Source organism: Acidovorax sp. GW821-FHT10A04, from assembly GCF_059415825.1.
This window is the reverse complement of sequence record NZ_JBWKNZ010000013.1, coordinates 188,319-214,186: the sequence shown is the minus strand read 5'-3', so window position 1 is coordinate 214,186 and position 25,868 is coordinate 188,319. Positions and strand designations below refer to the sequence as shown.

Genomic DNA, 25,868 nt, shown 5'->3' with positions numbered 1-25,868 from the left:
TTTCATCGTTGCCATGGGCCGGCATGGCTGCCGTGAGGTCGCCTTCGGCAATGGCGCGTGCAGCGCTCACGGCCTGGCCCGCGGGGCGCGTGACCGAACGCGTGATCGACACGCCCAGCACGATGGCGAGCGCCACGCAGGCAGCCAGCGTGCCCAGCACCCAGACGCGCGCCGCCTGGAAAACCGACGCCACCTCGGCCTGCTCCTTGTCGGCCTGCGCCGAGTTGATCTTCTGCAACTGGCCCAGGGTTTCGGCGGCAGCCACGAAGGCGGTTTCGGACTCACCGGCAAACAGCCCGGACAAGGCATCGGCGCTCAAGGCCAGGGTGTCGTTGGTGCTGAAGTCCACCGCCTTGGCGACATCCACCAGGTTGGCCTGGAGCTTGTAGTAAGCGGCCTTGCGCGTGCGAAAGGCCTGGAAGGCCTCGCGCTCCTCGCCCGCGCTGACCAGCGGCTCGTACTGCCCCTCCACGCGCTCCAGGTCCTTGGCTCGCGCGGTCATCTGCTCGGCAAAGGCCTGGACTTCGGCCGTGCTGCGCGCGGTGATCATGCCGGCTTCGGAGCGCCGCATGCGGTTCATCAGCACCCTGAGCTCGCCCGTGTAGCCCACGCTGGGCAGCAGGTTGCTCGCGATCTCCTGGGCGTTGTGGTGAATGCGTGACAGCTGGAACAGCGAGACCGCCCCCAGGAGACCCGTGAGCAACACCAGGGCAAAGAACCCGATCCCCAGCTTGAGCCCGATACGCACGTCGGAAATCTTCATATCACCCCTTGGCCAAGGCCATTCGTGCCAGGGCGTGCGCAGGATTGCGCACCGACACCTTGGCTTTGCCCAGTCTAGCAACCGCAGGGGCACTGCACAGTGCGGGGTTTCCATGAAAAAAAGCATGCAGCCCGCGAGGGCATGCATGCTTTCTGGTCAGCGGGCCACCGCAGGGGCAGCCGGCCCGGGCGCTCAGGCCGCGTTGTTCTTGGCCTTGAAGTTGGCGATGCCGTCCATGATTTCCTTCTTGGCGGCGTCCAGGCCTTCCCAGCCCAGCACCTTGACCCACTTGCCGGCTTCCAGGTCCTTGTAGTGCTCGAAGAAGTGGCTGATGGCCTTCAGGCGCATCGGGTTCACGTCTTCCACCTTCTGCCAGTGGGTGTAGATGGGCAGCACCTTGTCGGTGGGCACGGCCAGCACCTTGCCGTCCACGCCGGCTTCGTCTTCCATCATCAGGATGCCGATGGGGCGGCAGGGCACGACCACGCCGGGGAACAGCGGGTAGGGGGTGATCACCAGCACGTCCACCGGGTCGCCGTCGCCCGACAGCGTCTGCGGCACGTAGCCGTAGTTGGTGGGGTAGTGCATGGCCGTGGTCATGAAGCGGTCCACGAAGATCGCGCCCGATTCCTTGTCCACTTCGTACTTGATCGGGTCGGCGTTCATCGGGATCTCGATGACGACGTTGAAGGAGTCGGGGGCGTTCTTGCCAGGAGGTACGTGGTTCAGGGACATGTCTGTGGATAGTGGTTTGAAACGATAACCCGCGAGCCCGGTTCAGGACCCATGGCGTCGGGATTAACCCTGATTTTAGGCGCATGCCCCTTTCTGCCCGCTTGCAAACCGGCGTTTGCCTGTAAATTGGGCCTGTTGGCCAATCGACTCCTTGAGAACCTGCTCTCGATTTTGAGCAGGTTCCTCCCCCAGGAGCACGAGGAAGCAACGCAGCGGAAGCACCACCGACCTGCGTTGTGTTTCCTTCCGTGCAACTGAAAAAACCAAGGAGAAATGAATGGCTGACAACTCAGCGCTGACGTCCCCTCTGATACTGGCAGTGGTTTGCGGATTGATTGCGGTGGCCTACGGCATCTGGGCCCGTGGGTGGATTCTTGCCAAGGATGCGGGCAACGCGCGCATGCAGGAGATTGCCGGCGCCATCCAGGCCGGTGCAGCGGCCTACCTTGCACGCCAGTACAAGACCATTGCCCTCGTCGGCGTGGTGCTGGCCATTCTCATCGGTGCCTTTCTGGACCTGAGCTCCGCGCTCGGCTTCGTCCTGGGCGCATTTCTCTCGGGCGCCTGCGGCTTCATCGGCATGAATGTCTCGGTGCGCGCCAACGTGCGCACCGCACAGGCCGCCACGCAAGGCATCGGCCCGGCACTCGACGTGGCGTTTCGCGGCGGCGCCATCACCGGCATGCTGGTCGTGGGCCTGGGCCTGCTGGGGGTCACGGGCTTTTACTGGGCGCTGTCGCGGGGCATCACCTCGGGCCCCATGCTGGCCGAGGCGCTCAACCCGCTGATCGGCTTTGCCTTCGGATCCTCGCTGATCTCGATCTTCGCGCGCCTGGGCGGCGGCATCTTCACCAAGGGCGCCGACGTGGGCGCCGACCTGGTGGGCAAGGTGGAGGCCGGCATCCCCGAGGACGACCCGCGCAACCCGGCCGTGATCGCCGACAACGTGGGCGACAACGTGGGCGACTGCGCTGGCATGGCGGCCGACCTGTTCGAGACCTATGCCGTGACGCTGATCGCCACCATGGTGCTGGGCGCGCTGATGGTGGTGGCCGCGCCGGTCAGCGCCGCGGTGTACCCGCTGGCGCTGGGTGCCGTGTCCATCGTGGCGTCGATCATCGGCTGCTTCTTTGTGAAGGCCTCGCCGGGCATGAAGAACGTGATGCCCGCCCTGTACAAGGGCCTGGCGATCGCGGGCATTCTGTCGCTGATCGCGTTCTACTTCGTCACGGTGTGGATCATGCCGGACAACGCCATCCGCGCCAGCGGCAGCCAGATGCGCCTGTTCGGGGCCTGCGCTACGGGGCTGGTGCTCACGGCAGCGCTGGTCTGGATCACCGAGTTCTACACCGGCACGCAGTACTCGCCCGTGCAGCACATCGCGCAGGCCTCCACCACGGGCCATGGGACCAACATCATCGCTGGCCTGGGCGTGTCGATGCGCTCCACCGCCTGGCCGGTGCTCTTCGTCTGCCTGGCCATCCTGGCGTCCTACCAGCTCGCAGGGCTCTACGGCATCGCCGTGGCGGCCACCTCCATGCTGAGCATGGCGGGCATCGTGGTGGCCCTGGACGCCTACGGCCCCATCACCGACAACGCCGGCGGCATTGCCGAGATGGCCGAGCTGCCCAGCAGCGTGCGCGACGTCACCGACCCACTGGATGCCGTGGGCAACACCACCAAGGCCGTGACCAAGGGCTATGCCATCGGCTCGGCAGGCCTCGCCGCCCTGGTGCTGTTCGCCGACTACACCCACAAGCTGGAGACCTATGGCAAGGCCATCTCGTTCGACCTGTCGGACCCGCTGGTCATCGTCGGCCTGTTCATCGGCGGGCTGATCCCCTACCTGTTCGGCGCCATGGCCATGGAGGCCGTGGGGCGTGCGGCCGGCGCCGTGGTGGTGGAGGTGCGCCGCCAGTTCAGCACCATTCCCGGCATCATGGACGGCACCGGCAAGCCCGAGTACGGCAAGGCCGTGGACATGTTGACCACCGCCGCCATCAAGGAGATGGTGATCCCCAGCCTGCTGCCCGTGGTGGTGCCCATCGTGGTCGGCCTGGTCCTGGGGCCCAAGGCGCTGGGCGGCCTGCTCATGGGCACCATCGTCACCGGCCTGTTCGTCGCCATCTCCATGTGCACGGGCGGCGGCGCCTGGGACAATGCCAAGAAGTACATCGAGGACGGCCACCACGGCGGCAAGGGCAGCGAGGCGCACAAGGCCGCCGTGACCGGCGACACCGTGGGCGACCCCTACAAGGACACGGCCGGCCCGGCCATCAACCCGCTGATCAAGATCATCAACATCGTGGCGCTGCTGATCGTGCCGCTGGTGGTGCGATTCCATGGGAGCTGATACGCTGCGGTAGCAGCCAGTACGGCCACGGGCCCGCTTCGGCGGGCCTTTTTCATTTTCACACCCCAGTCGCCCTCCTTTGCCATGCCCATCACCGTGCAATCTCTGGACCATGTGGTCCTGACCGTCGCCAGCATCCCGGCCACCATCGCCTTCTACGAGCGCGTGCTGGGCATGCAGGCACGGGAGTTCAAGCCGGGGCGCCATGCCCTGCACTTCGGCAGCCAGAAGATCAACCTGCACGAGGTGGGCACGGTGGTGGACCCGAACGTGCGCCATGCCACCGCGGGCTCGGGCGACCTGTGCTTTCTCACGCGCACGCCGCTCGATGAGGTGCTCGTGCACCTGGCCGCGCAGGGCGTGGCCGTGGTGCAGGGGCCGGTGGGCGCCACGGGAGCGCAGCACCGCCTGCGCTCGGTGTACCTCTACGACCCGGACGAGAACCTGATCGAGATCGCCAACGAAGTCTGATTCAGAACTCCGCCGAGATAGCCGCACGCAGCAGCATCGCGGCCGGCTCCACCAGCTCCTGCAGGTCGTTGGCGCGCCCCTGCTCGATGGACTGCAACACCATCTCGTTGATGCCGCCCACCACCGCCATGGCCATCATGGGCTGGAGCGGCGCCTTGCGCAGGCGTTCGCCCGGGCGGTTGTTCACCACGTCGAGCATCAGGTCGGCCAGTTGCTGGTTGGCGCGGCGGCGCGCCGCCAGCCCTGGCGCCCCCAGTCCCAGCATCTCCACGAAGAGCGTGCGCAGCAGCACGGGGTTGCGCTCAAGCACGCCGAAGTAGGCCCCCATGGCCTGCTCCACCTGCGCCTGCCAGTCACTCGCCGGGTCGATGGCATTGCGCAGCACGGTGATGGCATTGCCGCTGGCGACCTCGTACAGCGCGATCAGGCACTCGGCCTTGTCGCCGAAATTCTCGTAGAAGGTGCGGCGCGAGACGCTGGCCTCGCGCACGATGTCGGCGATGGTCGTGTCCGCATAGCCGCGCGCGGCCACGGCGCGCGCCATGCCCTCCAGCAGGCGGGAGCGGTGCACGGTGGCGGGAGACGGGCTGGCAGCGGTCGTGGCTTCGGTCATGGCGGCAGGCAATTCCAGGAAAGATCCAGAAGGTACTTGACAGTACCACACTCCGGGCGCATCATATGCATTGGTACCATGCAGTACCAAGCCCTGTCCACCGATTTTGGAGCCTGCCATGACCGAACTTGTCGTCCGCCGCCTGCTCATTGACCTGGAAGCGCCTTTCGCGCGCCACTGGTGCGGTGGCGACGCGTTTCGCACGGCGCTCTTCAATGCGCTGTCCATGAGCTTCCCCGTGGGCGAGCAGTTCTTCATCGACGCGGTGCGCAATGGCCACAAGGCCTTGCCCGCTGACCGGCAGGCGCAACATGCCGATGAGGTGCGCGGCTTCATCGGGCAGGAGGCCACGCACCGGCGCATCCATGCGCTGTTCAATGGCCACCTCGACACGCAGGGCCTGGTCAACACCTGGGCCCCGCGCGCGGCCGCGCGCATGAAGCTCTTCGAAGGCGCCGACCCGCGCCATCCCCTGGCGGTGACCGCGGCCAACGAGCATTTCACGGCCCTGCTGGCCGAGTGGCTGCTGGGCCATCCCGAGGTCCTGGCGGGCGCCGATCCGCGCCTGGCCACGATGTGGCAATGGCATTGCGCCGAAGAGGCCGAGCACAAGAGCACCGCCTTCGACATCTACCAGGCCCTGGGCGGCGACCATGCCTGGCGCATCACCTGGTTCCGGCGCATCACCCTGGTGTTCCTGGGCGACGTGCTGCGCCAGACCGTGGGCAACCTGCGCCGCGACGGCACGCTGTGGCGCTGGCGCACCTGGGCCAGCGCGGCACGCACCCTGTTCGGCCAGGGCGGCCTGGTGCGCGAGAGCTGGCGCCCCTGGCGCGCGTACCTGCGCAGCGACTTTCACCCCAGCCAGCAAGGCAGCGACCTCTCAGAACGCTGGCTGGCCGACCACCGTGATGCCTATACCCCCGTAGGCGCGCGCTAACCCCTCCCACCATGACCCAGAGCCCCTCCCACCGGCCGCATGCGGCGGCCGGCCAGCCCCGCCCTTGCCTGCGCACCTCCCCACTGCGGGCCGCCGCCCTGGTGGCCGCGCTCGCCATGCAGCTGCCTGCACAGGCCGAACCTATGGCCTTCCACACGGCGCTGGAGCAGCTCGCGGCCCGCTCCGACCAGCTCGCCGCATCGCGCAGCGCGGTCGAAGGCGCCCAGCTGCGCCGCCAGGCCCTGGCACGCCTGGGCGGCCCGGTGGTTTCGCTCAGCGGTGCCGCGTACGCCTACAACGCCAACCTGGACCTCGACCTCAACCCCGTGAACCAGGCCCTGCCCGGCGTGCTTCAGCAGCTGCCGCCGCAGCTGGCGGGCTCGCTGGCCCAGTTGCCGCACCTGCCGGCCAGCTACACCTTGAACCGCCACAAGACGGACACCAGCACCTCGGTCTCGGGCATCTGGCCGATCTACATGGGCGGTGCCGGCGATGCCGCGCGCGGCCTGGTGGAAGCACAGGCCGCCGAGGTGCAGGCCGATGCCGACAAGACCGGCCACGAGGTCACCACGGTGCTGGTGCAACGCTACTTCGGCGCCCAGCTGGCCGAGCAGGCGGCGCGGCTACGCGAATCGGCGCTGGCCACCATCGAGCAGCACGATGCCGCCGCGCAGAAGATGCTGGACGCCGGCGTGATTGCCCGCGTGGAGCGCCTGCAGGCCCGCGCCGCACTGGAGGAAGCGCGCCGCAACGCGCGCAAGGCCCGCGACGATGCCGATCTGGCGGCCACGGCCCTGACCCGCACGGTGAAGGCCAGCGAGCGCGTGACGCCCACCAGCCCGCTGTTCGTGCTCGGCCAGCCGGTGGAGCCCCTGCCCCACTTCGTCGATGCCGCCCTGCAGCGCCACCCGGGCCTGGCCAAGGTAGCCGCCAAGAAGGGCCAGGCCGAGCAACTGCATGCGGCGCAGGAGGCCCTGCGCAAGCCCCAGGTGTTCGCCTTCGGCCAGAGCCAGCTCAAGACCGGCAGGGACGCGGACTGGGTGGCCGGCATCGGCGTGCGCTTCACGCTGTGGGACTCCATCGACCGCGACGCGCTGGCCGCATCGTCCTCGCGCCAGATCGAGCAGGCCGAGCGCAGCGGCGCCCAGGCGCAGAACGACATCGCCCTGCTGGTGGAAAAGCGCTGGCAGGCGCTGGAGCAGGCGCGGCGCGCCTACTTTGCCCTCCAGCCGGGGCTGGAAGTGGCCGACGAGGTGCTGCGCCTGCGCACCTCGGGCCTGCGCGCGGGCACCAGCACCACGCTGGACCTGATCGACGCCCAGGTCAACCAGGCCAAGGCGCAGACCGAACGCGCCCAGGCCGCCCACGACTACGTGAAGGCCCTGGCCGAGCTGCTTGAAAGCTGCGGCCTTTCCGATGAATTTGGCAAATACATGGCACGTGCCGATGTGAAGGTGGAATGAACATGAGCGATACCAGCAACAAGAACAACAACGGCAAGGGCAGCAAGAAGGCGGCCATACTGGGCGCCGTGGCCCTGGTGGCCGCGGGCGGTTTCGTCGGCTTCGGCCTGTGGAAGGCCTCCCAGCCGGCCCCCGAGGTGTTCCAGGGCCAGATGGAGGCGCGCGAGGCCGACATCGCCCCCAAGGTCACGGCGCGCATCGCGCAGATCCTGGTCAAGGAAGGCGACCAGATCGCCGTGGGCGCCCCGCTGATCCGCATGGACAGCCCCGAGGTGCAGGCCAAGCTGGCGCAGGCCACCGCCGCGCAGGAAGCGGCCCAGGCCGTGGCCGACAAGGCCCAGCACGGCGCGCGCCCGCAGGAGGTGGAGATGGCGCGCCTCGCATGGCAGCGCGCCGTGACGGCGGCCGACCTGGCTGAATCCTCCTACCGCCGCGTGGATGGCCTGGCCCGCGAGGGCCTGGTGGCCGCGCAAAAACGGGACGAGGCCGAAGCCAACCACAAGGCCGCACGCGACCAGGCCCTGGCCGCCAAGGCCCAGTACGAGCTGGCGCGTGCCGGTGCCCGGCCCGAGGACCGGTCTGCCGCCAGCGCCCAGGCGCGCCAGGTGGCCGGCGTGGTCGCCGAGGTCAAGGCCGCCCAGGCCGAGACGGAACTCAAGAGCCCCGTGGCCGGCGAGGTGGCCAAGGTGCTGGCACGCAGCGGCGAGCTCTCGCCCCAGGGCGTGGCCGTGGTCACGGTGGTGGACCTGGCCGACCAGTGGGTGGTGCTGAACGTGCGCGAGGACCGGCTGCAGCGCTTTGCCATCGGCAGCGAGTTCGAGGCCACGCTGCCTGCCCTGGGCACGGCCGGCAAGCCCGTGCGCTTCAAGGTCTACCACACGGCCGCCCTGCCCGACTTCGCCACCTGGCGCGCCACGCGCGCCGGCCAGGGCTTCGACGTGCGCACCTTCGAAGTGCGCGCCCGCCCGGCCAGCCCCATCGAAGGCGCCCGCCCCGGCATGACGGTGCTGGTGCAATGAGCCGGCACGCGACACCCTGCCCACCGACCACGCCATGAGCACCCTGGTCCACAGCTTTCGCCGCGAGGCGCGGCGCCTGCTTGCCAGCCCCTGGGACCTGGCCATGGTCAGCTGGGTGCCGCTGCTGGCGGTGCTGCTCATGGGCTGGATCTTCTCGGCCGGCATTCCCCGCCACCTGCCCGTGGGCGTGCTGGACGACGACCACTCGGCCCTGTCGCGCCAGGTGGTGCGCATGCTCGACGCCACGCCCGGCCTGCAGGTGGTGCAGCACTACGCCAACACGGCCGAGGCCGAACGCGCCCTGCGCAGCGTGGAGGTCTACGCCGTGGTCACGCTGCCGCGCGACTTTGCGCGCACCGTGAAGGAGGGCCGCACGGCCCAGGTCACGCTGCTGCACAACGCGCAGCTGGGCACGCACTCGGGCGTGCTGCAGCGCGACGTGCGCGCCGTGGTGGGCACGCTGTCGGCCGGCATCGAGATGGCGGCGCGCAACAAGCGCGGCGAGCCGGCGCAGGCCGTGCGCGTGAGCATGGAGCCCATCCACACGCAGTTGCTGGCGCTGTTCAACGTGTCCACCAACTACGAACAGTTCCTGGGCGCGGCGCTGATTCCGGCGCTGCTGCACATCCTGGCCATGACGGCCGGCGCCTGGACCGTGGGCCGCGAACTGCGCGACCGCACGCTGGGCGAATGGCTGGGTGCGAACGGCGGCCTGCTGCGCACCGGTGGGGCCCTGGTCGGCAAGCTCGCCCTGCCCTGGGCATCCCTCACGCTGGTGGCCCTGCTGGCGCTGGTGGGCATCACCTGGGGCCGGGGCTGGCACCCGCCGGGCAACCTGGCCTGGGTGGCGGTCGGGCTGGCGCTGCTGATGGCCGTGTCGGTGGCCGCCGGAGCGGCACTGGCGGGCGCCACGCGCTCGCTGCGCACCGCCCTGTCGGGCGCGGGCTTCTTCGCGGCACCGGCGTTCGCGTTCAGCGGCGTGGGCTTTCCACTGGCGGGCATGCCGGCCAGCGCACGCGCCTGGGCCGAGGCCATGCCCTACACCCACTACATCCGCCTGCAGATCGAGCAGCTGCAGATGGGCGCTCCGCTGCGCACCAGCGTCTCCACCGTGGTGGCGCTGATGGCGGCCACGGCCGTGCTGCTGCTGGTGTGCACGCTGGCCCTGCAACTGGCACGGCGCAAACCCGAGAGTTGGGGAGGACGGTGATGGACGCACGACACAACCCGTCGGCAGAGCCGGCGACCCTCTGGAGCGCCTGGCTGCAGGCCCTGGCCACCATCGGCCGCGACAAGGGCGTGCTGCTGCTGCTCGTGGCGGCGCCGGTGCTCTACGGCTTCTTCTACCCCTGGTTCTATGCCGACGAGGTGCTGACCCGCGTGCCCGTGGCCGTGGTGGACATGGACCGCAGCAGCCTGTCGCGCCAGATCACGCGCTTTGCCGAGGCCGACCCGCGCATCGAAGTGCGCCTGGTGACTGCCAGCGAACGCGAGGCGCAGGAGGCGCTGTGGCGCGGCGAGGTGGAGGGCTACGCGCTGATCCCCCCCAACCTCAAGCGCAGCGTGGTGCGGGGCGAGGAAGCCCTGGTCCGCGTGGAGGGCAACGGCGCCTACGCGCTGCTCAACAAGGCCGTGCAGTACGGCTTTGCCGAAGCCGTGGGCACCGTGTCGGCCGGCATCGAGATGCGCAAGCTGCAGGCCGCGGGCCAGAGCGCACAGCAGGCTGCCGCCAGCCGCAACCCGGTGCAGCTGCAGATGGTGGCGCTGTTCAACCCCACGGAAGGCTACGGCAGCTTCGTCGTGCCCGCCGTGGCGCTCCTGATCCTGCAGCAGACACTGCTGATGGGCGCAGCCATGCTCACCGGCACCTGGGTGGAGGCGGGGCGCCACCGGGCGCGCGCCCGCACCTGGCTGGGCCGGCTGCTGGCACTGTGCACCCTGGGCTGGGTGAGCGGCCTGTTCTATTTCGGCTGGATCTTCCTGCTGCACGACTACCCGCGCGGCGGCAACCCGCTCGGTGCGCTGGCGCTGCTGGCCTGCTATGTTCCTGCCATTGCGGCCCTGGGCGCGCTGATCGGCCTGTGGGTGGGCAACCGCGAGCGCGCGCTGCAGGTGCTGCTGTTCACCACCTTGCCGATCGCCTTCGTGGCCGGCTTCTCGTGGCCCGTGGAAGCGCTGCCCGAGCCGCTGCAATGGGCGCGCTGGCTGCTGCCCAGCACCTCGGGTGTGCAGGCCTCGCTGCGCCTGAACCAGCTGGGTGCGCCCCTCGCGGCGGCCTTGCCCCAACTGTGCGCGCTGGCGGCGCTGTGCGCTGCAGGCACGGTGGCGCTGCTGGCCTGGACCCGGCCAGGCCGACCTGGCTGAGGAAATTGGAACCTGCTCAAGGTCTTCTTGAGCAGATTCTTGGGCACCTGGGCAGCAAGCCCGCGTACCATCACAGGCATTCCGGTATTCCCAGAGAAGATGGCCTTGACACATTCCGCACTGCCTGACCCTGCCCCTCTCGGCGGCAACGCCCCGCACTACCAGCGCATCGTCCAGGGTGTGCTGGCCGATTCCAGGCAGTTGATGGAGCGCGTCGCCGAGGCGACGCGCATGTCCTTGCAGCTGCGCCAGGACCAGGCCCGCACGCCGGGCGAGCACCAGGGCATGCTCGAAGCGCAGCAGCAGCTCATGCGGCTCACCTCCGTGATGGGCGAGCGCTACCCCGGCGCGCTGCGCAAGGCGCTCGCGCAGCAGACCACGGCGCCCGGGGAGGAGAAACCCTCGCGCTCCCTGTTCACCATCCATTTCGACCAGCTCGAGCTGATGGACGAGTCGCAGATCACCGAAAGCGTCGAACGCGCCCGTGCCACCCAGGTGCTGGCGTCTGCCGTGGAGGGGCCGCTGGCCGACCTCGATGCCCTGGTGTGCGCAGCCCAGGGGCTGCCCAGGGTGCAGCCCGAGCACAACCCCCTGCGCCCCGAAGTCTTCCTGCAGGCACTGCAGGCCGTGGTGTCGCAGATGCAGGCCACCGCCCAGGTGCGGCACGACTGGATGGCACACATGGCCAAGGCGCTGGGCACCGAGCTACGCAAGCTCTACCTGGCGCAGATCGATCTGCTCAAGCAAGGCGGCGTGCAGCCCGTGGGCTACGCCATGCGCCAGGCCGACGGCGAGTATGTGTATGTCGCGCCGGGTGGCGACGGAGCATCCCCCGGGTTCGGGGCGGAAACGGACCTGCCCGTGCCGGCAGGCTCCGGCGACCCACTGCTGACACTCGACCGACTGCGCCGCCTGCTGCTCGGCGAGTTCAGCGAGACACACGCGCCGGCGCAGGCCCGGGCGGCCGCGCCGGACGATGAGCCCTTCGCCGAACGTTTTGCACGCGAGTTCGAGAGCCCGGCCGAGCTTCCGCAGATCGACCCGCCCGCCACGGATTTCGCCATGACCGTGCCCGCCGCCTTCGAGGCGCTGCAGGAGATGAACCAGGTCGGCCAGATGATGGAGCGCCTGGGTGGCCAGCGCGCCCAGCCGGGCGACGGTTCGGGCCAGCGGCGCGCCGCGGGGCTGGGCGACGCCCTGGGCATGGAGGTGGTTGCGCTGATGGTGGACAACATCGCGCGCGACAGCCGGCTGCTGTGGCCCGTGCAGCAGTTCGTGCGCGCCCTGGAGCCTGCCCTGATGCAGCTGGCGCTGGCCGACCCCCGGTTCTTCAGCAACAAGGAGCACCCCGCGCGCCGCCTGCTGCAGGACATCACCGACCACGCCATGGCCTTCAACGGGCCCGAGGCACCGGGCTTCAAGCGCTTCATGCGCTCCCTCATGGACATTGCCGGCCCGCTGGCCACGGCCACCATCGAAGGGGCCGACGATTTCGAGCAGGTCCGCCAGCAGCTGCATGCGCAATGGGCAGACAGCGAGCAGGCGCGCGAACAGGAGCGCCAGCGCGCCATCGAGGCGCTGCAGCACGCCGAGCAGCGCCACGTCCTGGCGGCCAGGTTGTCCGGCGAGATCCGGTTGCTGCCGCAGTTCGAGCAGATTCCCGGCGAAATTGCCCATTTCCTGCTCGGCCCCTGGGCCCAGGTCATGGCCCAGGCGCGCCTCATCGACCAGACAGGCAGCGCCGACCCGGGCCGCTACCAGGAGCTGGTGGGCGCCCTGGTGTGGAGCGCGCAGCCCGAGCTGACCCGCATGAACACCGGTGAGCTCGCGCGCCTGATCCCCCAGCTGCTGCCCCGGCTGCGCGAGGGCCTCGCCTTGATCGACTACCCAGCTGACAGGACCGAAGCCGTCTTCGAGCAGCTGATGCAGTTGCACCAGCAGGCCTTCCAGGGCGGGCCCAAGCCTGCCGCACTGTCCCATGCTCCAGCGCCGCCGGGCACCGAGTCTGCGGAACCACCGGACCTGCTCCTGGATGAAGAGCCATGGGTCGCGCCATCGGAAGCCCAGGATTCCGGCTTCATGGACGACTTGCAGCCCTCTGTGCCAGGGGACCTGGAGCCCCTGCCGGCCCCCACCCCGGCGGATGCGCCCGCCAGGCCCACGCTGGCCGTCGGCAGCTGGGTCAACCTGCTGGTGGCGGGCCAGTGGGAACGCACCCAGCTGTCCTGGGTCGGCTCGCAGGGCACCTTCTTCCTCTTCACCAACGCATCCGGCCGCACCCAGTCGATGACCCTGCGGCTGCTCGACCGGTGCATCCAGCAGGGCAACCTGCAGGTGCTCAGCCAGCAGCCCGTGGTGGACGTGGCCCTGGACGCCGTGGCACAGACGGCCATGCGCAACAGCGTGGAAAGCAGGTCATGAGCCCGGGGCCTTCTGCCCCGGTCTGCGCAGCACCAGCATGCCGAACAGCGGCGCCATGATGTACATGCTGACCGAGTAGATGGCGGCTGGCAGCGCGAGCTGGAAGTTGTTCAGCACCGACAGCGCGATGAAGATCGCCAGCGTGGAGTTGTGGATGCCGATCTCGAAGCCGATGGCCGTGGCCATGGACTTGTCCATGCCCACCGCGCGCGGCAGGAAGTAGCCCGCGCCCAGGCTCAGGGCGTTGAACAGCAGCACGGCCGGACCGATGTCGGCAAACGAGGCCGACAGGGCCGCCCATTCCTTCACGATGGCGATCAGTGCAAAGGCCGCGAGCACCACGGCGCTGAAGAGCTTCATGGGCTTTTCCATGCGCGCGCTGAAGGCCGGCGCGCGCCGGTGCACCCACATGCCCACGACCACCGGGATGAGCACGATCACGATCACCTCCAGCACCTTGCCGAACTGCAGCGGCACCACCTGGCCCGTCTTGGCGAAGGTGGCGATGGCCCAGTTGGTGATGAGTGGCAGGCTCACGATGGACAGCAGCGTGTTGATGGCCGTGAGCGAGATGTTCATCGCCACATTGCCGCCGAACAGGTGGCTGAACAGGTTGGCCGACACGCCGCCCGGCGAGGCCGCCAGCAGCATCAGCCCCACGGCATACAGCGGCGGCACGCCCAGCAGCACGATCAGGCCGTAGCAGACCGCCGGCAGCACCAGCACCTGCAGCACCAGGGCCAGCACCACGGCACGCGGGTACTGCAGCAGGCGCTTGAAGTCCGCCACGGTGAGCGACAGGCCCAGGCCGAACATGACGAGGCCCAGCGCAATGAACAGCAGCGTGGGCAGGATGGAAATGAAACTCATGGTGCGCTGACGCGACCCAGGCGGGCCGCGCTCCTGTGGCAAAGCCCACGGCACCGCCATGCGGTGCCGTGGGCCGGATTCAATGAAGGGGGAGAGAGGGGGAGACGCGCCGGGTCAGGCCGTGGCAGCCGGCCCCGTGCGCAGGCGCACCGGGCCGCTGCGCTGCTCGATGGCGTGCTGCACTTCCTTGCGCAGGCCCATGAGAAAGCCCAGTTCCGCCACCACGAAGAGCGGGCCGACGATCAGGCCCGCCAGGTCGTCCACGAAGGCCGGCTTGCGGCCCTCGTAGTAGTGGCCCACGAACTGGATGATCCAACCCACGGCAAACAGGCCCACGCCCGTGGCCAGCCACAGCGTGGTGCCTTGCAGCGCCAGCCACTGGCCGCCGGCCAGCATGGCGGCCAGCAAGGTGGCCATCACCAGGCCGAAGCGCGTATCGAGCCGGAAGTAGAAGACACTGGCCGCGATGGCGGCCACCAGGGCCGGCCCCACCGGCACCCCGCCCAGCAGCCAGGTGGGACGCGAGAGCAGGATCACCACGGCGAACATGATCATCGGCACGCCCACGAAGTGGGTGTGGATGTTGCGCGGGTCGCGGTGGTAGTCGGCGTACTGGGACAGCTGGTCGATCAGGGTTTTCATGGGTGTCTCCTGGTATTGTTTTGAGCAGCATCCATACTCGCCCGATGCCCGGCCACAGTCTGTCGGAAAGCCGACACAACGCCCTGCCCGACCGCCCTCTCCTTCCTGCATGACCGAACCCGCCGCCTACCTTCCCGTGCTCCAGACCGGCCGCTGGTTCGCTCACCTGCCCCCCGATTTCGCCCAGCCCCTGCTGGCCATGGCCCACCTGCGCCAGCTGGCGCCGGGGGAGGTGCTCTTCCTGCGCGGCGATGCGCCCTGCGGCCTGTACGCCGTGGTGCGCGGCGCGATCAACATCTCGGGCACGGGCGGGCGGGCCGACGAAGCGCGCGCCGCCATGCTCACGCGGCTGGAGCCGCCGCACTGGTTCGGCGAGATCTCGGTCTTCGACAACTCGGCGCGCACGCACGATGCCCACGCGGCCGAGGCCAGCACCCTGCTGCAGATACCGCACGAGCCGCTGCAGGCCTGGCTCACCGCCCACCCGCAGCACTGGCATGCGCTGGCCCTGCTGCTCACCGACAAGCTGCGCACGGCCTTCGTGGCCATCGAGGAACTGGCCCTGCTGCCTGCCGGCCAGCGCCTGGCGCGCCGCCTGGTGATGATGGCCGAGGGCTATGGCCAGTGGACGGCCGAAGGCCAGTCGCGCCGGGTGATCGGGATTTCGCAGGAGCAGTTGTCGCTGATGCTGGCCATTTCGCGCCAGACCACCAACCAGATCCTCAAGGACCTGGAGGCCCGGGCCCTGGTGCGCGTGCACCGTGGCGAGGTGGAGATCCTGGACCTGGCGGCCCTGCGCGCGACTTGCTATTGAAACGATAGCTATCGACGCATGCGGGTTATCACCCAGCGGCAATTGCGCCACAAATACTAAGAACACGTTGTATTTCCGGGCAAAATGGCACCATGCAACTGAACTACATCGCCAACGCCTCCGTACCGTCTTCGTCGGGCCGTACGCTGCCCGTGATCGACCCGTCCGACGGCCAACCCTTCGACGAGATCCAGCGCAGCAACGCCGACGACATCGACGCGGCGGTGCATGCGGCGCGCCAGTGCTACAACGCCGTGTGGCAGCGCATGGCGCCCGCCGACCGCGGCCGCCTGTTGCAGCGCCTGTCGGCCAAGGTGCTCGAGCATGCCGACGAGCTGACCGCGCTGGAGCAACGCGACTGCGGCAAGCCCACCAAGCAGGCGCGGGCCGACACGCTGGCGCTGGCGCGTTACTTCGAGTTCTATGCCGGTGCCTGCGACAAGCTGCATGGCGAGACCCTGCCCTACTTGGACGGTTATAGCGTGCTCACCTGGCGCGAGCCGCACGGCGTGACGGGCCACGTGATCCCCTGGAACTACCCGATGCAGATCTTCGGCCGCAGCGTGGGCGGTGCCCTGGCTGCCGGCAACGTCTGCGTGGTCAAGCCGGCCGAGGATGCCTGCCTGTCGCTGATCCGCGTGGCGCAGCTCGCGGCCGAGGTGGGCTTCCCGTCGGGGGCCCTGAACATCGTCACCGGCTATGGCCATGAGGTGGGCGACGCGCTCGCGCGCCACCCCGGCATCGACCACATCAGCTTCACCGGCAGCCCCAAGATCGGCACGCTGATCCAGCAGGTGGCGGCCGAACGGCACTGCCCCGTGACGCTGGAGCTCGGTGGCAAGAGCCCGCAGATCATCTTCGCCGATGCCGACCTGGATGCCGCCGTGCCCGTGGTGATCAACGCCATCGTGCAGAACGCGGGCCAGACCTGCAGCGCCGGCTCGCGCGTGCTGATCGACTCGCTGATCTACGAATCCCTGCTCGAACGCCTGGGCAAGGCCTTCGAGGCCCTGCGCGTGGGCCCCGCGGCCATGGACCTCGATGTGGGCCCGCTGATCCGCCAGACCCAGCAGCAGCGCGTGTGGGACTTCCTGTCCGACGCGCAAGTGGCCGGCATCCCCATGGTGGCCCAGGGCGTGGTGGTGGACGAATCGCCCGAGGGCGGCTTCTACCAGGCCCCCACCCTGCTGCGCGACGTGCCGGTGCAGCACCGCCTGGCGCAGGAAGAAGTCTTCGGCCCCGTGCTCTCGGCCATGGCCTTCCAGGACGAGGACCATGCGGTGGAGCTGGCCAATGCCACGCAGTTCGGCCTGGTGGCCGGCATCTGGACGCGCGACGGCTCGCGCCAGTTCCGCATGGCCAAGCGCGTGCACAGCGGCCAGGTGTTCATCAACAACTACGGTGCCGGTGGTGGCGTGGAGCTGCCCTTCGGCGGCGTGAAGTCCAGCGGCTACGGCCGCGAAAAAGGCTTCGAGGCACTGTACGGTTTCACCACGCTCAAGACGGTCGCCATCAAGCACGGCTGATGCGCCAGGTGTCCCTCGCCCGCCGCGGGACACCGAGATTCAGAATCATTTTTCCATGCCCCTGAGCCCCCCCGCCCCCCGCACCGCCCGGCATGTCCGGCGCGTGACCTACCAGGGCTTCGAGCGCGACGACGGCCTGTGGGACATCGAAGGCGAGCTGCACGACAGCAAGGCCTACGATGCGCCCGTGCACCGTGGTCAAGGCATGCGCCGCGCGGGTGAGCCCATCCACCACATGCTGCTGCGCGTCACGGTGGACCGCCAGCTCGTGGTGCAGGCCATCGACGTGGCGATGGACGCCCACCCGCTCAAGGACTGCCCGCTGGCCCAGGCCGCGCTGCAGCAGATGGTGGGCTGCAGCATGACCCGTGGCTGGCGCCAGGCCATCCAGAAACACCTGGGCAGCGTGGCCAGTTGCACCCACCTGCGCGAGCTGCTGTTCAACCTGGCCACGGCCGCCTTCCAGTCCGTCACCGCCGTGTTCGCGCCGCCCGCCAATGGCGACCCGCCGCGCCACCTGGGCCAGTGCACGGGCTGGGCCTTCGACGGCAACGGCGTGAAGGAACATTTCCCGCAGTTCTACGGCCGTGTGCCCATCGCGCTCAGCAAGCCCGAGACGGTGGCACCGCCCGCCGAACGCTGACCACGGCCGCCCCCACCCTTACTTTTTACCGCCCCCCATTTTCCAAAGACAGGGAGACACTCCATGCGTGCACAGAACAAGTCCGTCATCGTCACCGGCGCCGGCAACGGCATTGGCGAGGGCATCGCCAAGCGCCTGGCGGCCGAGGGCGCCAAAGTCATCGTCAACGACATCAACGAAGCCGGCGGCCAGCGCGTGGTGGCCGAGATCACCGCGGCCGGCGGCACGGCCGCCTTCTTCAAGGCCGATGTGACGAATTCGGCCCAGGTCAAGGCCCTGGTCGACGAGGCCGTGCGCCTGTACGGCCGGCTCGACGTGATGGTCAACAACGCCGGCTGGACGCACCGCAACCGCCCCATGCTGGAGGTGAGCGAGGAAGAGTTCGACAAGGTCTATGCCATCAACATGAAGAGCATCTACCTCTCGGCCATCCACGCCGTGCCCGCGCTGCGCAAGGTGGGCGGTGGCAGCATCATCAACATCGCCTCCACGGCCGGCCTGCGCCCGCGCCCGGGCCTGACCTGGTACAACGGCTCCAAGGGTGCCGTGATCATCACCAGCAAGTCCATGGCGGCCGAGCTGGGCCCGGACAACATCCGCGTGAACTGCATCAACCCCGTGTTCAACCCCGACACGGGCCTGGCCGCCGAGTTCGCAGGCGGCCCGGTGGACGATGCACGCCGCGCCAAGTTCCTGGCCACCATCCCGCTCGGCCGCTTCTCCACCGCGCTCGACGTGGCCAACGCCGCTCTCTACCTGGCCAGCGACGAAGCCTCGTTCATCAACGGCGTGTGTATCGAGGTGGATGGCGGACGCTGTGTCTAAGAAGGTGTGAACGGGCCCGACATGCCCGCTCATGCCTCCAAAACACGCGCGCTCGTCGTTGAAAATGCTCGCCATAGCCCGAGCTATGGCTGCGCTTCTCGCCTAGATCACACGCGTTGTGGCGGCCTGCTCGGACACGCCGGGCCCGTTCCCACCTTCTAAACGCGGGGGATTAGGGCAGACGGCACTGCCACGACTGCGGTACTGCGGCAAAATCGGCCCCATGGCCGAACGTGTGATCCCCCTGGTGGACCAGCGCATCGCCGCCCTGAAGGCGGTGGTGCCGCTGCATGGCCAAGCGCCCACGGGCCACCTGGTGGACACGCGCGGGCGCCCGTTGCGCGACCTGCGCATCAGCGTGACGGACCGCTGCAACTTCCGCTGCAGCTACTGCATGCCCAAGGAAGTCTTCGACAAGGACTACCCCTACCTGCCGCACAGCGCGCTGCTCAGCTTCGAGGAGATCACGCGCCTGGCCCGGTTGTTCCTGGCCCACGGGGTGCGCAAGATCCGCCTCACGGGCGGCGAGCCGCTGCTGCGCAAGAACCTCGAAGCGCTGGTGGAGCAACTCGCGGCGCTGCGCACGGTGGACGGCACGGCCCCCGACCTCACGCTCACCACCAACGGATCGCTGCTGGTGCGCAAGGCCCGGGCGCTCAAGGACGCGGGCCTGAACCGCGTGACGGTGAGCCTCGACGGCCTGGACGACACGGTGTTCCGGCGCATGAACGATGTGGACTTTCCGGTCGCCGACGTGCTGGCCGGCATCGAGGCCGCGCACGCGGCTGGCCTGTCGCAGATCAAGGTCAACATGGTGGTCAAGCGCGGCACCAACGACCACGAGATCCTGCCCATGGCGCGGCACTTTCGCGGCACGGGCACCACGCTGCGCTTCATCGAGTACATGGACGTGGGGGCCACCAACGGCTGGCGCATGGACGAGGTGCTGCCCTCGGCCGAGCTCATCGAGCGCCTGCGCGCCCACCTGCCCCTGGTGCCGCTCGACCCTGCCAGCCCTGGCGAGACCGCCGAGCGCTGGGGCTATGCCGATGCCAGCGGCCGGCACGACCCGGCGCTGGGCGAGATCGGTGTGATCAGCAGCGTCACGCAGGCCTTTTGCCACGACTGCAACCGCGCACGCCTGTCCACAGAAGGCCAGCTGTACCTGTGCCTCTTCGCCACCCAGGGCCACGACCTGCGCAGCCTGCTGCGCGGCGGCGCAAGTGACGAGGCCATCGCCTCGGCCATCGCCCCCATCTGGCAGGGCCGCAGCGACCGCTACTCGGAGCTGCGCAGCAGCCTGCCCGCGGATGCCACGCCAGGGCCGCGCCGGGTGGAGATGAGCTACATCGGCGGCTGACGGCGCAGCCACGGCTGCCCTTTCATTTTTTCTTCAACGCGCACGGGGCCACACCTTCCAATGATCGACATCCAGGACATCACCGGCCTCGTGCTGGCCGGGGGCCGCGGCTCCCGCATGGGCGGGGTCGACAAGGGCCTGCAGGGCTTTCGCGGCATGCCGCTGGCGCTGCACACGCTGATGCGGCTGCAGATGCAGACCGGGGCCACCATGGTCAACGCCAACCGCAACCTGGCAGCCTACGAATCCTTCGGTGCACCGGTGTGGCCCGACGTACTGGCCGACTATGCGGGGCCGCTGGCCGGCTTCATGACCGGGCTGGAGCGCTGCGAGACGCCGTGGATGCTGACCGTGCCCTGCGACACCCCCTTGTTCCCGCTGGACCTGGCTGCGCGCCTGGCTGCTGCGGCCGAGGAAGCGGGTGCCGACATCGCCATGGCGGCCGCCCCCGAGGACGACGGCAGCGGCCAGGTGGCCGTGCGCCCCCAGCCCGTGTTCTGCCTGATGCGCGTGGAGTTGCTGGAGAGCCTGGTGGCCTTCACCCAGGCCGGCGGTCGCAAGATCGATGCCTGGACCGGCCAGCATGCCTGCGCCGTCGTGCCGTTCAACGCACCGGGCGACGACCCGCAGGCCTTCTTCAACGCCAACACCCTGGCCGAGCTGCATGCGCTGGAGGCCGGTACACCATCCAACCGCCCATGAAGACCCTTGCCCAGATTGCCGCCGAACTGCAGGGCTACGACCCCAAGGCCCTGAGCGTTGCCGATGCCAACGCCTTCCTCGCGCGCCTGGTGCAGCCGGTGCAGGGCAGCGAAACCCTGCCCCTCTTCGATGCGCTGGGCCGCGTGCTGGCCAGCGACGTGGTCTCGCCCGTGAGCGTGCCGCCGCACGACAACTCGGCCATGGACGGCTACGCGCTGGACGGTGCGCAACTGGTGCCGGGCCAGCCGCTCACGCTGCGCCCCGTGGGCACGGCCCTGGCCGGCAAGGCCTGGACGGGCAGCGTGGCTGCAGGCGAGTGCGTGAAGATCATGACCGGCGCCATCATGCCGGCGGGCCTGGACACCGTGGTGCCGCAGGAGTTCACCAGCACCGGGGCGGACGGGTCCATCACCATTGCCGCCGATGTGCTGCGCCCGGGCGATAACCGCCGCTTCGAGGGCGAGGACCTGATGCAAGGCAGTGTTGCGCTCGCGCAGGGCGAACTGCTCACCCCCGCCGCGCTGGGCCTGGTGGCCAGCCTGGGCCTGCCCACGGTGGCGGTGTACCGGCGCCTGCGCGTGGCCTACTTTTCCACCGGCGACGAGATCCTGAGCCTGGGCGAGGCCCCGCGCGAGGGCGCGGTGTACGACAGCAACCGCTACACCGTGTTCGGCCTGCTCACGCGCCTGGGGGTGGAGGTGATCGACCTCGGGGTGGTGCGCGATGAGCCCGCCCTGCTGGAGGCCGCCTTTCGCCAGGCGGCGCAGCAGGCCGACGCCATCATCACCAGCGGTGGTGTGAGCGTGGGCGAGGCCGACCATACGCGCACCATGATGAAGCAGCTCGGCGACGTGGCCTTCTGGCGCATCGCCATGCGGCCCGGCCGCCCCATGGCCGTGGGCCGCCTGGCCAGCGACACGCAGGATGATGGCCGCAGCGCCGTGCTGTTCGGCCTGCCCGGCAACCCGGTGGCGGTGATGGTCACCTTCCTGGCCTTCGTGCGCCCGGCCCTGCTGCGCATGATGGGCAGCACCCACACCCCCGTGCCCCTGATGCGCGCCACCAGCACCGAAGCCCTGCGCAAGAAGCCCGGCCGCACCGAGTACCAGCGCGGCACGGTGAGCACCGCGCCCGACGGCAGCCTGCAGGTCTGCACCACCGGCAACCAGGGCTCGGGCGTGCTCAGCTCCATGGTGCAGGCCAATGGCCTCATCGTGCTGCACCATGGCCAGGGCGACGTGGCGGCCGGCGAGCCCGTCGACGTGATGGTTTTTGACGGCGTGATCTGACATGCAGGTGCGGCCTGGCCTTCCCCACGCCTGGCCCGACACGGTCTACGCTGTACCGAACATCCTCCATTGGAACGAGATACACCATGCCTTACGCAGCCAAACACCTTGTACAGCCGCCTTCGCGCGATGAAGTGGACCAGTTGGCGGGAACCACCGTCGTCGAGTTCGGCACGCCCTGGTGCGGCCACTGCCAGCGCGCCCAGCCGCTCATCGAAGGGGCCTTGAAGGACCGCGCCGACGTGGCCCACATCAAGGTCGAGGACGGCCCCGGCCAGCGCCTGGGACGCACCTTCGGCGTGAAGCTCTGGCCGACGCTGGTCTTCCTCAAGGATGGCAAGGAAGTGGAGCGCCTGGTGCGCCCGCAGCAGGCGGCCGATGTACAGCAGGCCCTGCAGGCCGTGGCCGGCTGAGCCCCTTCAGCCCTCCTTCTTCTTCATCGCCAACAGGTAGCCCACGCGCAGCGCGCGGTGCAGCCTGAATACCCGGGTGAACGGGTTGTAGCCCAGCCCGCGCGCATCCGTAAGGGCCAGGCCGGCCCCATGGGCATGGACGGTGAGCTCGTGCGGGCGGATGAACTTGCGCCAGTCGTGCGTGCCCACGGGCAGCAGCCGCAGCACATACTCGGCACCAAACACTGCAATCAGCCACGCAAAGGGCGTGCGGTTGATGGTGGAAAAGAACACCCAGCCACCGGGCTTCACGAGCCGCGCACAGGCCTCGACCACCAGGCGCGGGTCGGGCACATGTTCCAGCATCTCCATGCAGGTCACCACGTCGTAGCTGCCTGGCTGCTCGGCCGCCAGCTCCTCGGCCGACACGGCGCGGTAGGCCACGCTCGCCCCGCTCTTGCGCGCATGCAGCGTGGCCACCTTGAGCGGCTTGTCCGCCAGATCGATACCCAGCACGTCGGCCCCGCGCCGGGCCATGGACTCGGCCAGGATGCCGCCGCCGCAGCCCACGTCGAGCACGCGCTTGCCGGAGAGCGAGACCGCATCGTCGATCCATTGCAGGCGCAGCGGGTTGATCTCGTGCAGCGGGCGGAACTCCGATTGCGGATCCCACCAGCGGTCGGCCAGTTGCTGGAATTTGGCGAGTTCGGCGGCGTCGAAGTTGGTGTGGACCATGGTGTTGCTCCTTCTTTGGAATGGGAAAACGATTGATCGGCTTACCAATGGCCCTTGGCCCGGTTCCAGCGGTAGAGCCGGCGCGCAAAGGCGTTGTAGAAAAGGTCGGTGACCTTGCGCACACCCCACCACCGCAGCGGCGCGGCCAGCCAGCCCCAGCGCGGCACGCGCCGCAGGGCTGCGGCCAGGGCATCGGCGCCCACCTGCATGCGCCCCTGCCCGTCGGCCACGTGCAGGCGCTCGCGCACGGCTTCGAGCTCCAGGCCCAGGGCATCGAGCACCTCGGGGTGCTGGTGCACGTCCACCCATTGCACATCCGCATCGGCGGTCAGCCGCTCCCGCATGGCGCAGATGCCGGCGTCGCACACGGGGCAGGCGCTGTTGTAGTACACGGTGGCAGTGGGGTTGGGGGTGTTGCTCATGGCCATGTCCTTTGCAGTCATCATAGCAATATTTAGTTAAATACCTAAATATTTAATTAAATAAGTCACGACACAGCTTCGCTAGAATGCGCGGATGGAAAAAATCTTCGAAGCGCTTGCGTCCACCCCCCGGCGCAAGATCCTGGCCTACCTGTCTGAGGCCGAGCTGTCCGCGGGCGAGATCGCCGCGCGCTTCGAGATGAGCAAGCCCTCGCTCTCGCAGCACCTCAAGGTGCTGGAGAACGCCGGCCTCGTCACGTCGGAAAAGCGCGGCCAGTTCGTCTACTACAGCCTGCTGCGCGACAACCTGGCCCACACGCTCACGGGCTTCATGCAGAGCGTGTGCCCCGTGTCCACCGGGCTCAAGAAGGAAAGCCGCGCCCTGGCCCAGAGCAAGGCCAAGGCGGCAGGCGCCAAGCCGACTGTCAAGTAGAACGAAGCCTGCCCCTCAGCAGTCTCGCGGCTTGGCATTCAGCCGGATAGCTAGGCGGAGAGCCGCAGACAGTGCTGTAGCACGGCAAGGCTCTCCAACGACGTTAGCCGGTTGAAGGTCAAGCCGCCTCAGCCTCTTCCGGCGAACGGCATGTTCGATGCCATCACCGTCATGTTGAGCACGTTGGCGCTCAATGGCAGGCTGGCCATGTAGCTCACGGCATCGGCCACGTGCTTGACGTCCATCAGCGGCTCGGTGGACATGGTGCCATTGGCCTGGCGCACGCCTTCGCCCTTGCCCATGCGGGCCGCCAGGTCGGTCAGCGCATTGCCAATGTCGATCTGGCAGCCGACGATGTTGTAGGCGCGGCCGTCCAGCGCCAGGCACTTGGTCAGGCCCAGCACGGCATGCTTGCTGGCCGTGTAGGGGCTGCTGAAGGGCCGCGGCGTGTGCGCGGAAATGGAGCCGTTGTTGATGATGCGCCCGCCCTGCGGCGACTGGCGGCGCATGAGGCCGAAGGCGGCCCGCGCGCACAGGAACACGCCGGTGATGTTGGTGTTCACCACGTCCAGCCACTTTTCCACGGGCAGTTCGTCCATGGGCAAGGCAGGCGCGCCGATGCCGGCGTTGTTGAACAGCACGTCCAGGCGGCCGCATTCCTTCTCGACGGTCTGGAACAGCGCATCCACGCTGGCCGGGTCGCGCACGTCGGACACCACGGCCAGGGCCTTGCCCCCCGCAGCCTGCACCTCGGCCACCAGGGCATCGAGCAATTCGGTACGGCGCCCGGTGGCCACGACGTGGAAACCGTCCTTGGCGAGCTGCAGGGCAACGGCACGGCCGATGCCGCTGCCGGCACCGGTGACGAGAGCGACTTTCTGAGCGGGAAGAGAGGACACGCAATGACTCCTGTTGGATAGGTAAAAACTGGCGAACGCGAAACCTTACACTGCTCCGTGCGACTCGACGTACAGCGCGTACAGCGAATGGCTGCTGGTCATGTACAGCCGGTTGCGCTTGGGCCCGCCAAAGGCCAGGTTGGCACAGCGCTCGGGCAGGCGGATGAAGCCGATGGGCTTGCCCTCGGGGTTGAAGACCTTCACACCGTCCATCTCGTCGGAGCGGCCCGTGGGCAGGTGCGCCTTCATGCCGCCACCGATGTCCGTGGGCTCGGCCGCCACGGCACCGGTGTAGCCCCAGCCGCACCACAGGTTGCCGTCGCGGTCGACCTTGAAGCCGTCGAACGCGCCGGGGCCGGCGGCATCGATGAGCTTGGTCTTGTTGGAGACGGTGGCCCCGTCTGCAGACACGTCGTAGGCCCAGATGCTGCGGTTGGGCGTGCCCTTCCACTCCACCACGTAGAGCTTCTTCTCGTCGGGCGAGAAGGCCAGGCCGTTGGGGTTGACCAGGTCGGTGATCACCGCGGTGAGCTTGCCGTCGGGCGCGATGCGGTAGACATTCGTCGTGGCCTGCTCGGGCGTGGCGCGCGAGCCCTCCCATTCGCCGTTGATGCCGAAGGTCGGGTCGGTGAACCAGACGCTGTCGTCCGACTTGACGACGATGTCGTTGGGCGCGTTCAGGCGCTTGCCCTCGAAACGGTCGGCCAGCACGGTGATGCGCCCGTCCTTCTCGGTGCGGGTCACGCGGCGCGTCACCGAATGCTCGCAGGTGATGAGCCGGCCCTGGCGGTCGCAGACATTGCCGTTGGCGTAGTTGACGTTGGTCTTGTGCACCGAGAACTGCCCGGTCTTCTCGTCGTACTTCATCAACCGGTTATTCGGGATATCGCTGAGCAGCAGGTAGCCGCCCTCGGGGAAATAGGCCGGCCCTTCGGCCCAGCGCATGCCCGTGCCCAGCTGCTCCACCGTGCTGCTGTAGATGCGGTACTTGGAAAAGCTCGGGTCCAGGATGAACACCGACGGGTCGGGGTAGCGCTGGTTGGGCCTGAAGTCGAAGGCCTGGGCGCCAGCCAGGCCGCTCAGCGCAGCCATGCCAGTGCCGGCCGCCGTTTTCAGGAACTGCCGGCGGGCCTGGTTCTTGTTTGTCGTCATCGCTCTTGTCTCCTGTTGTGGT

At 68.7% G+C, this 25,868-nt stretch carries 26 protein-coding genes; 17 read left to right on the top strand and 9 right to left on the bottom strand.

From position 1 onward, the window contains the following. The coding region (locus tag AC07PF_RS24945; protein ID WP_494613652.1) for an MCP four helix bundle domain-containing protein at positions 1 to 763 on the bottom strand (763 nt) is incomplete at its 3' end. A gap of 192 nt (positions 764 to 955) precedes the next feature. Further along, entirely contained in the window at positions 956 to 1,498 is a 543-nt protein-coding gene (gene ppa / locus AC07PF_RS24940; protein ID WP_007848109.1) for an inorganic diphosphatase, read from the bottom strand. 277 nt (positions 1,499 to 1,775) lie between these two features. Here ppa and AC07PF_RS24935 point away from each other — a divergent pair, with 277 nt between their 5' ends. Both AC07PF_RS24935 and AC07PF_RS24930 read left to right on the top strand, forming a co-directional pair. Then, entirely contained in the window at positions 1,776 to 3,851 is a 2,076-nt protein-coding gene (locus tag AC07PF_RS24935; RefSeq protein ID WP_494613651.1) for a sodium-translocating pyrophosphatase, read from the top strand. Between the two features lie 84 nt (positions 3,852 to 3,935). After that, positions 3,936 to 4,322 carry a VOC family protein gene (locus tag AC07PF_RS24930; protein WP_494613650.1) on the top strand — a complete coding sequence of 129 codons (387 nt, stop codon included), beginning with the start codon at positions 3,936 to 3,938 and terminating at the stop codon, positions 4,320 to 4,322. 1 nt (position 4,323) lies between these two features. Here the strand turns inward: AC07PF_RS24930 and AC07PF_RS24925 are convergent, their stop codons facing one another. Beyond that, positions 4,324 to 4,935 (bottom strand): TetR/AcrR family transcriptional regulator, encoded by a 612-nt coding sequence (locus AC07PF_RS24925; protein WP_494613649.1) that lies wholly within the window; start codon positions 4,933 to 4,935, stop codon positions 4,324 to 4,326. Positions 4,936 to 5,053: 118 nt separating this feature from the next. Between AC07PF_RS24925 and AC07PF_RS24920 the strand changes: the two genes are divergently transcribed. From AC07PF_RS24920 to AC07PF_RS24895, 6 genes are all read left to right on the top strand, one after another. Then, positions 5,054 to 5,875 (top strand): metal-dependent hydrolase, encoded by an 822-nt coding sequence (locus tag AC07PF_RS24920; RefSeq protein WP_494613648.1) that lies wholly within the window; start codon positions 5,054 to 5,056, stop codon positions 5,873 to 5,875. 11 nt (positions 5,876 to 5,886) lie between these two features. Next, positions 5,887 to 7,338, top strand: a complete 1,452-nt coding sequence (locus AC07PF_RS24915) for a TolC family protein (protein WP_494613647.1) — start codon at positions 5,887 to 5,889, stop codon at positions 7,336 to 7,338. Between the two features lie 2 nt (positions 7,339 to 7,340). After that, complete coding sequence (locus AC07PF_RS24910; protein WP_494613646.1) at positions 7,341 to 8,357, top strand: HlyD family secretion protein; 1,017 nt, start codon at positions 7,341 to 7,343, stop codon at positions 8,355 to 8,357. A 34-nt stretch (positions 8,358 to 8,391) separates the two neighbouring features. Next, on the top strand, positions 8,392 to 9,567 hold the full coding sequence (locus AC07PF_RS24905) for an ABC transporter permease (protein WP_494613645.1): 1,176 nt from the start codon (positions 8,392 to 8,394) through the stop codon (positions 9,565 to 9,567). Then, the gene (locus tag AC07PF_RS24900) at positions 9,567 to 10,721 is read left to right on the top strand and encodes an ABC transporter permease (protein ID WP_494613644.1); all 1,155 of its coding nucleotides are present in this window, start codon (positions 9,567 to 9,569) and stop codon (positions 10,719 to 10,721) included. Before AC07PF_RS24905 ends, AC07PF_RS24900 begins: the two co-directional genes overlap by 1 nt. Before the next feature lie 99 nt (positions 10,722 to 10,820). Then, a complete protein-coding gene (locus AC07PF_RS24895; RefSeq protein WP_494613643.1) occupies positions 10,821 to 13,142 on the top strand; it encodes a DUF1631 family protein in 2,322 nt (773 codons plus the stop codon). Here the strand turns inward: AC07PF_RS24895 and AC07PF_RS24890 are convergent. Continuing rightward, positions 13,137 to 14,012, bottom strand: a complete 876-nt coding sequence (locus AC07PF_RS24890) for a bile acid:sodium symporter family protein (RefSeq protein ID WP_494613642.1) — start codon at positions 14,010 to 14,012, stop codon at positions 13,137 to 13,139. The genes AC07PF_RS24895 and AC07PF_RS24890 overlap by 6 nt on opposite strands. A 114-nt stretch (positions 14,013 to 14,126) precedes the next feature. Continuing rightward, positions 14,127 to 14,654 carry an Mpo1 family 2-hydroxy fatty acid dioxygenase gene (locus tag AC07PF_RS24885; protein WP_494613641.1) on the bottom strand — a complete coding sequence of 176 codons (528 nt, stop codon included), beginning with the start codon at positions 14,652 to 14,654 and terminating at the stop codon, positions 14,127 to 14,129. 109 nt (positions 14,655 to 14,763) lie between these two features. Here AC07PF_RS24885 and AC07PF_RS24880 point away from each other — a divergent pair, with 109 nt between their 5' ends. The 8 genes from AC07PF_RS24880 to AC07PF_RS24845 all read left to right on the top strand — a co-directional run bounded on the left by AC07PF_RS24880 (position 14,764) and on the right by AC07PF_RS24845 (position 22,226). Then, entirely contained in the window at positions 14,764 to 15,468 is a 705-nt protein-coding gene (locus tag AC07PF_RS24880; RefSeq protein ID WP_007848069.1) for a Crp/Fnr family transcriptional regulator, read from the top strand. A 92-nt stretch (positions 15,469 to 15,560) separates the two neighbouring features. Continuing rightward, on the top strand, positions 15,561 to 16,994 hold the full coding sequence (locus tag AC07PF_RS24875; protein ID WP_007848067.1) for an aldehyde dehydrogenase family protein: 1,434 nt from the start codon (positions 15,561 to 15,563) through the stop codon (positions 16,992 to 16,994). Positions 16,995 to 17,049: 55 nt separating this feature from the next. Then, entirely contained in the window at positions 17,050 to 17,637 is a 588-nt protein-coding gene (locus AC07PF_RS24870; protein ID WP_007848065.1) for a DUF2889 domain-containing protein, read from the top strand. A 63-nt stretch (positions 17,638 to 17,700) separates the two neighbouring features. Continuing rightward, positions 17,701 to 18,462, top strand: coding sequence for an SDR family oxidoreductase (locus AC07PF_RS24865; RefSeq protein WP_007848062.1), 762 nt, complete (start codon positions 17,701 to 17,703; stop codon positions 18,460 to 18,462). Between the two features lie 223 nt (positions 18,463 to 18,685). Then, a complete protein-coding gene (gene moaA, locus AC07PF_RS24860) occupies positions 18,686 to 19,822 on the top strand; it encodes a GTP 3',8-cyclase MoaA (RefSeq protein ID WP_494613640.1) in 1,137 nt (378 codons plus the stop codon). A 60-nt stretch (positions 19,823 to 19,882) separates the two neighbouring features. After that, positions 19,883 to 20,524, top strand: coding sequence for a molybdenum cofactor guanylyltransferase MobA (mobA, locus tag AC07PF_RS24855; RefSeq protein ID WP_494606089.1), 642 nt, complete (start codon positions 19,883 to 19,885; stop codon positions 20,522 to 20,524). Next, the gene (gene moeA / locus AC07PF_RS24850) at positions 20,521 to 21,813 is read left to right on the top strand and encodes a molybdopterin molybdotransferase MoeA (protein ID WP_494606091.1); all 1,293 of its coding nucleotides are present in this window, start codon (positions 20,521 to 20,523) and stop codon (positions 21,811 to 21,813) included. Before mobA ends, moeA begins: the two co-directional genes overlap by 4 nt. 86 nt (positions 21,814 to 21,899) lie before the next feature. Beyond that, positions 21,900 to 22,226, top strand: coding sequence for a thioredoxin family protein (locus tag AC07PF_RS24845; RefSeq protein WP_007848051.1), 327 nt, complete (start codon positions 21,900 to 21,902; stop codon positions 22,224 to 22,226). Between the two features lie 6 nt (positions 22,227 to 22,232). Here AC07PF_RS24845 and ubiG read toward each other — a convergent pair whose 3' ends face one another. Together ubiG and AC07PF_RS24835 are read right to left on the bottom strand one after the other, a co-directional pair. Next, entirely contained in the window at positions 22,233 to 22,940 is a 708-nt protein-coding gene (gene ubiG, locus AC07PF_RS24840) for a bifunctional 2-polyprenyl-6-hydroxyphenol methylase/3-demethylubiquinol 3-O-methyltransferase UbiG (protein ID WP_494613639.1), read from the bottom strand. 41 nt (positions 22,941 to 22,981) lie between these two features. Beyond that, entirely contained in the window at positions 22,982 to 23,362 is a 381-nt protein-coding gene (locus AC07PF_RS24835; protein ID WP_494613638.1) for a thiol-disulfide oxidoreductase DCC family protein, read from the bottom strand. Between the two features lie 94 nt (positions 23,363 to 23,456). On the opposite strand from AC07PF_RS24835, the gene AC07PF_RS24830 reads away from it, so the two are divergent. After that, entirely contained in the window at positions 23,457 to 23,795 is a 339-nt protein-coding gene (locus AC07PF_RS24830; RefSeq protein WP_494613637.1) for a metalloregulator ArsR/SmtB family transcription factor, read from the top strand. 128 nt (positions 23,796 to 23,923) lie between these two features. On the opposite strand, the gene AC07PF_RS24825 is transcribed toward AC07PF_RS24830, so the two are convergent. Both AC07PF_RS24825 and AC07PF_RS24820 read right to left on the bottom strand, forming a co-directional pair. Beyond that, positions 23,924 to 24,694: an SDR family oxidoreductase gene (locus AC07PF_RS24825; RefSeq protein ID WP_494613636.1), complete on the bottom strand. Its 771-nt coding sequence runs from the start codon at positions 24,692 to 24,694 to the stop codon at positions 23,924 to 23,926. A 45-nt stretch (positions 24,695 to 24,739) separates the two neighbouring features. Further along, complete coding sequence (locus tag AC07PF_RS24820) at positions 24,740 to 25,846, bottom strand: SMP-30/gluconolactonase/LRE family protein (protein ID WP_494613635.1); 1,107 nt, start codon at positions 25,844 to 25,846, stop codon at positions 24,740 to 24,742. Positions 25,847 to 25,868 lie beyond the last annotated feature (22 nt).

Excerpts from the sequence above, each read along its gene's own strand:
- AC07PF_RS24830 (WP_494613637.1), top strand. The coding sequence starts at position 23,457 with ATGGAAAAAATCTTCGAAGCGCTTGCGTCCACCCCCCGGCGCAAGATC.
- AC07PF_RS24865 (WP_007848062.1), top strand. The coding sequence starts at position 17,701 with ATGCGTGCACAGAACAAGTCCGTCATCGTCACCGGCGCCGGCAACGGC.
- AC07PF_RS24880 (WP_007848069.1), top strand. The coding sequence starts at position 14,764 with ATGACCGAACCCGCCGCCTACCTTCCCGTGCTCCAGACCGGCCGCTGG.
- AC07PF_RS24885 (WP_494613641.1), bottom strand. The coding sequence starts at position 14,654 with ATGAAAACCCTGATCGACCAGCTGTCCCAGTACGCCGACTACCACCGC.
- AC07PF_RS24930 (WP_494613650.1), top strand. The coding sequence starts at position 3,936 with ATGCCCATCACCGTGCAATCTCTGGACCATGTGGTCCTGACCGTCGCC.
- AC07PF_RS24935 (WP_494613651.1), top strand. The coding sequence starts at position 1,776 with ATGGCTGACAACTCAGCGCTGACGTCCCCTCTGATACTGGCAGTGGTT.
- ppa (WP_007848109.1), bottom strand. The coding sequence starts at position 1,498 with ATGTCCCTGAACCACGTACCTCCTGGCAAGAACGCCCCCGACTCCTTC.
- AC07PF_RS24920 (WP_494613648.1), top strand. The coding sequence starts at position 5,054 with ATGACCGAACTTGTCGTCCGCCGCCTGCTCATTGACCTGGAAGCGCCT.
- AC07PF_RS24890 (WP_494613642.1), bottom strand. The coding sequence starts at position 14,012 with ATGAGTTTCATTTCCATCCTGCCCACGCTGCTGTTCATTGCGCTGGGC.
- AC07PF_RS24875 (WP_007848067.1), top strand. The coding sequence starts at position 15,561 with ATGCAACTGAACTACATCGCCAACGCCTCCGTACCGTCTTCGTCGGGC.
- AC07PF_RS24905 (WP_494613645.1), top strand. The coding sequence starts at position 8,392 with ATGAGCACCCTGGTCCACAGCTTTCGCCGCGAGGCGCGGCGCCTGCTT.
- AC07PF_RS24910 (WP_494613646.1), top strand. The coding sequence starts at position 7,341 with ATGAGCGATACCAGCAACAAGAACAACAACGGCAAGGGCAGCAAGAAG.
- ubiG (WP_494613639.1), bottom strand. The coding sequence starts at position 22,940 with ATGGTCCACACCAACTTCGACGCCGCCGAACTCGCCAAATTCCAGCAA.
- AC07PF_RS24895 (WP_494613643.1), top strand. The coding sequence starts at position 10,821 with ATGGCCTTGACACATTCCGCACTGCCTGACCCTGCCCCTCTCGGCGGC.
- AC07PF_RS24900 (WP_494613644.1), top strand. The coding sequence starts at position 9,567 with ATGGACGCACGACACAACCCGTCGGCAGAGCCGGCGACCCTCTGGAGC.
- AC07PF_RS24845 (WP_007848051.1), top strand. The coding sequence starts at position 21,900 with ATGCCTTACGCAGCCAAACACCTTGTACAGCCGCCTTCGCGCGATGAA.
- AC07PF_RS24870 (WP_007848065.1), top strand. The coding sequence starts at position 17,050 with ATGCCCCTGAGCCCCCCCGCCCCCCGCACCGCCCGGCATGTCCGGCGC.
- mobA (WP_494606089.1), top strand. The coding sequence starts at position 19,883 with ATGATCGACATCCAGGACATCACCGGCCTCGTGCTGGCCGGGGGCCGC.
- AC07PF_RS24820 (WP_494613635.1), bottom strand. The coding sequence starts at position 25,846 with ATGACGACAAACAAGAACCAGGCCCGCCGGCAGTTCCTGAAAACGGCG.
- moeA (WP_494606091.1), top strand. The coding sequence starts at position 20,521 with ATGAAGACCCTTGCCCAGATTGCCGCCGAACTGCAGGGCTACGACCCC.
- AC07PF_RS24835 (WP_494613638.1), bottom strand. The coding sequence starts at position 23,362 with ATGAGCAACACCCCCAACCCCACTGCCACCGTGTACTACAACAGCGCC.
- AC07PF_RS24925 (WP_494613649.1), bottom strand. The coding sequence starts at position 4,935 with ATGACCGAAGCCACGACCGCTGCCAGCCCGTCTCCCGCCACCGTGCAC.
- moaA (WP_494613640.1), top strand. The coding sequence starts at position 18,686 with ATGGCCGAACGTGTGATCCCCCTGGTGGACCAGCGCATCGCCGCCCTG.
- AC07PF_RS24915 (WP_494613647.1), top strand. The coding sequence starts at position 5,887 with ATGACCCAGAGCCCCTCCCACCGGCCGCATGCGGCGGCCGGCCAGCCC.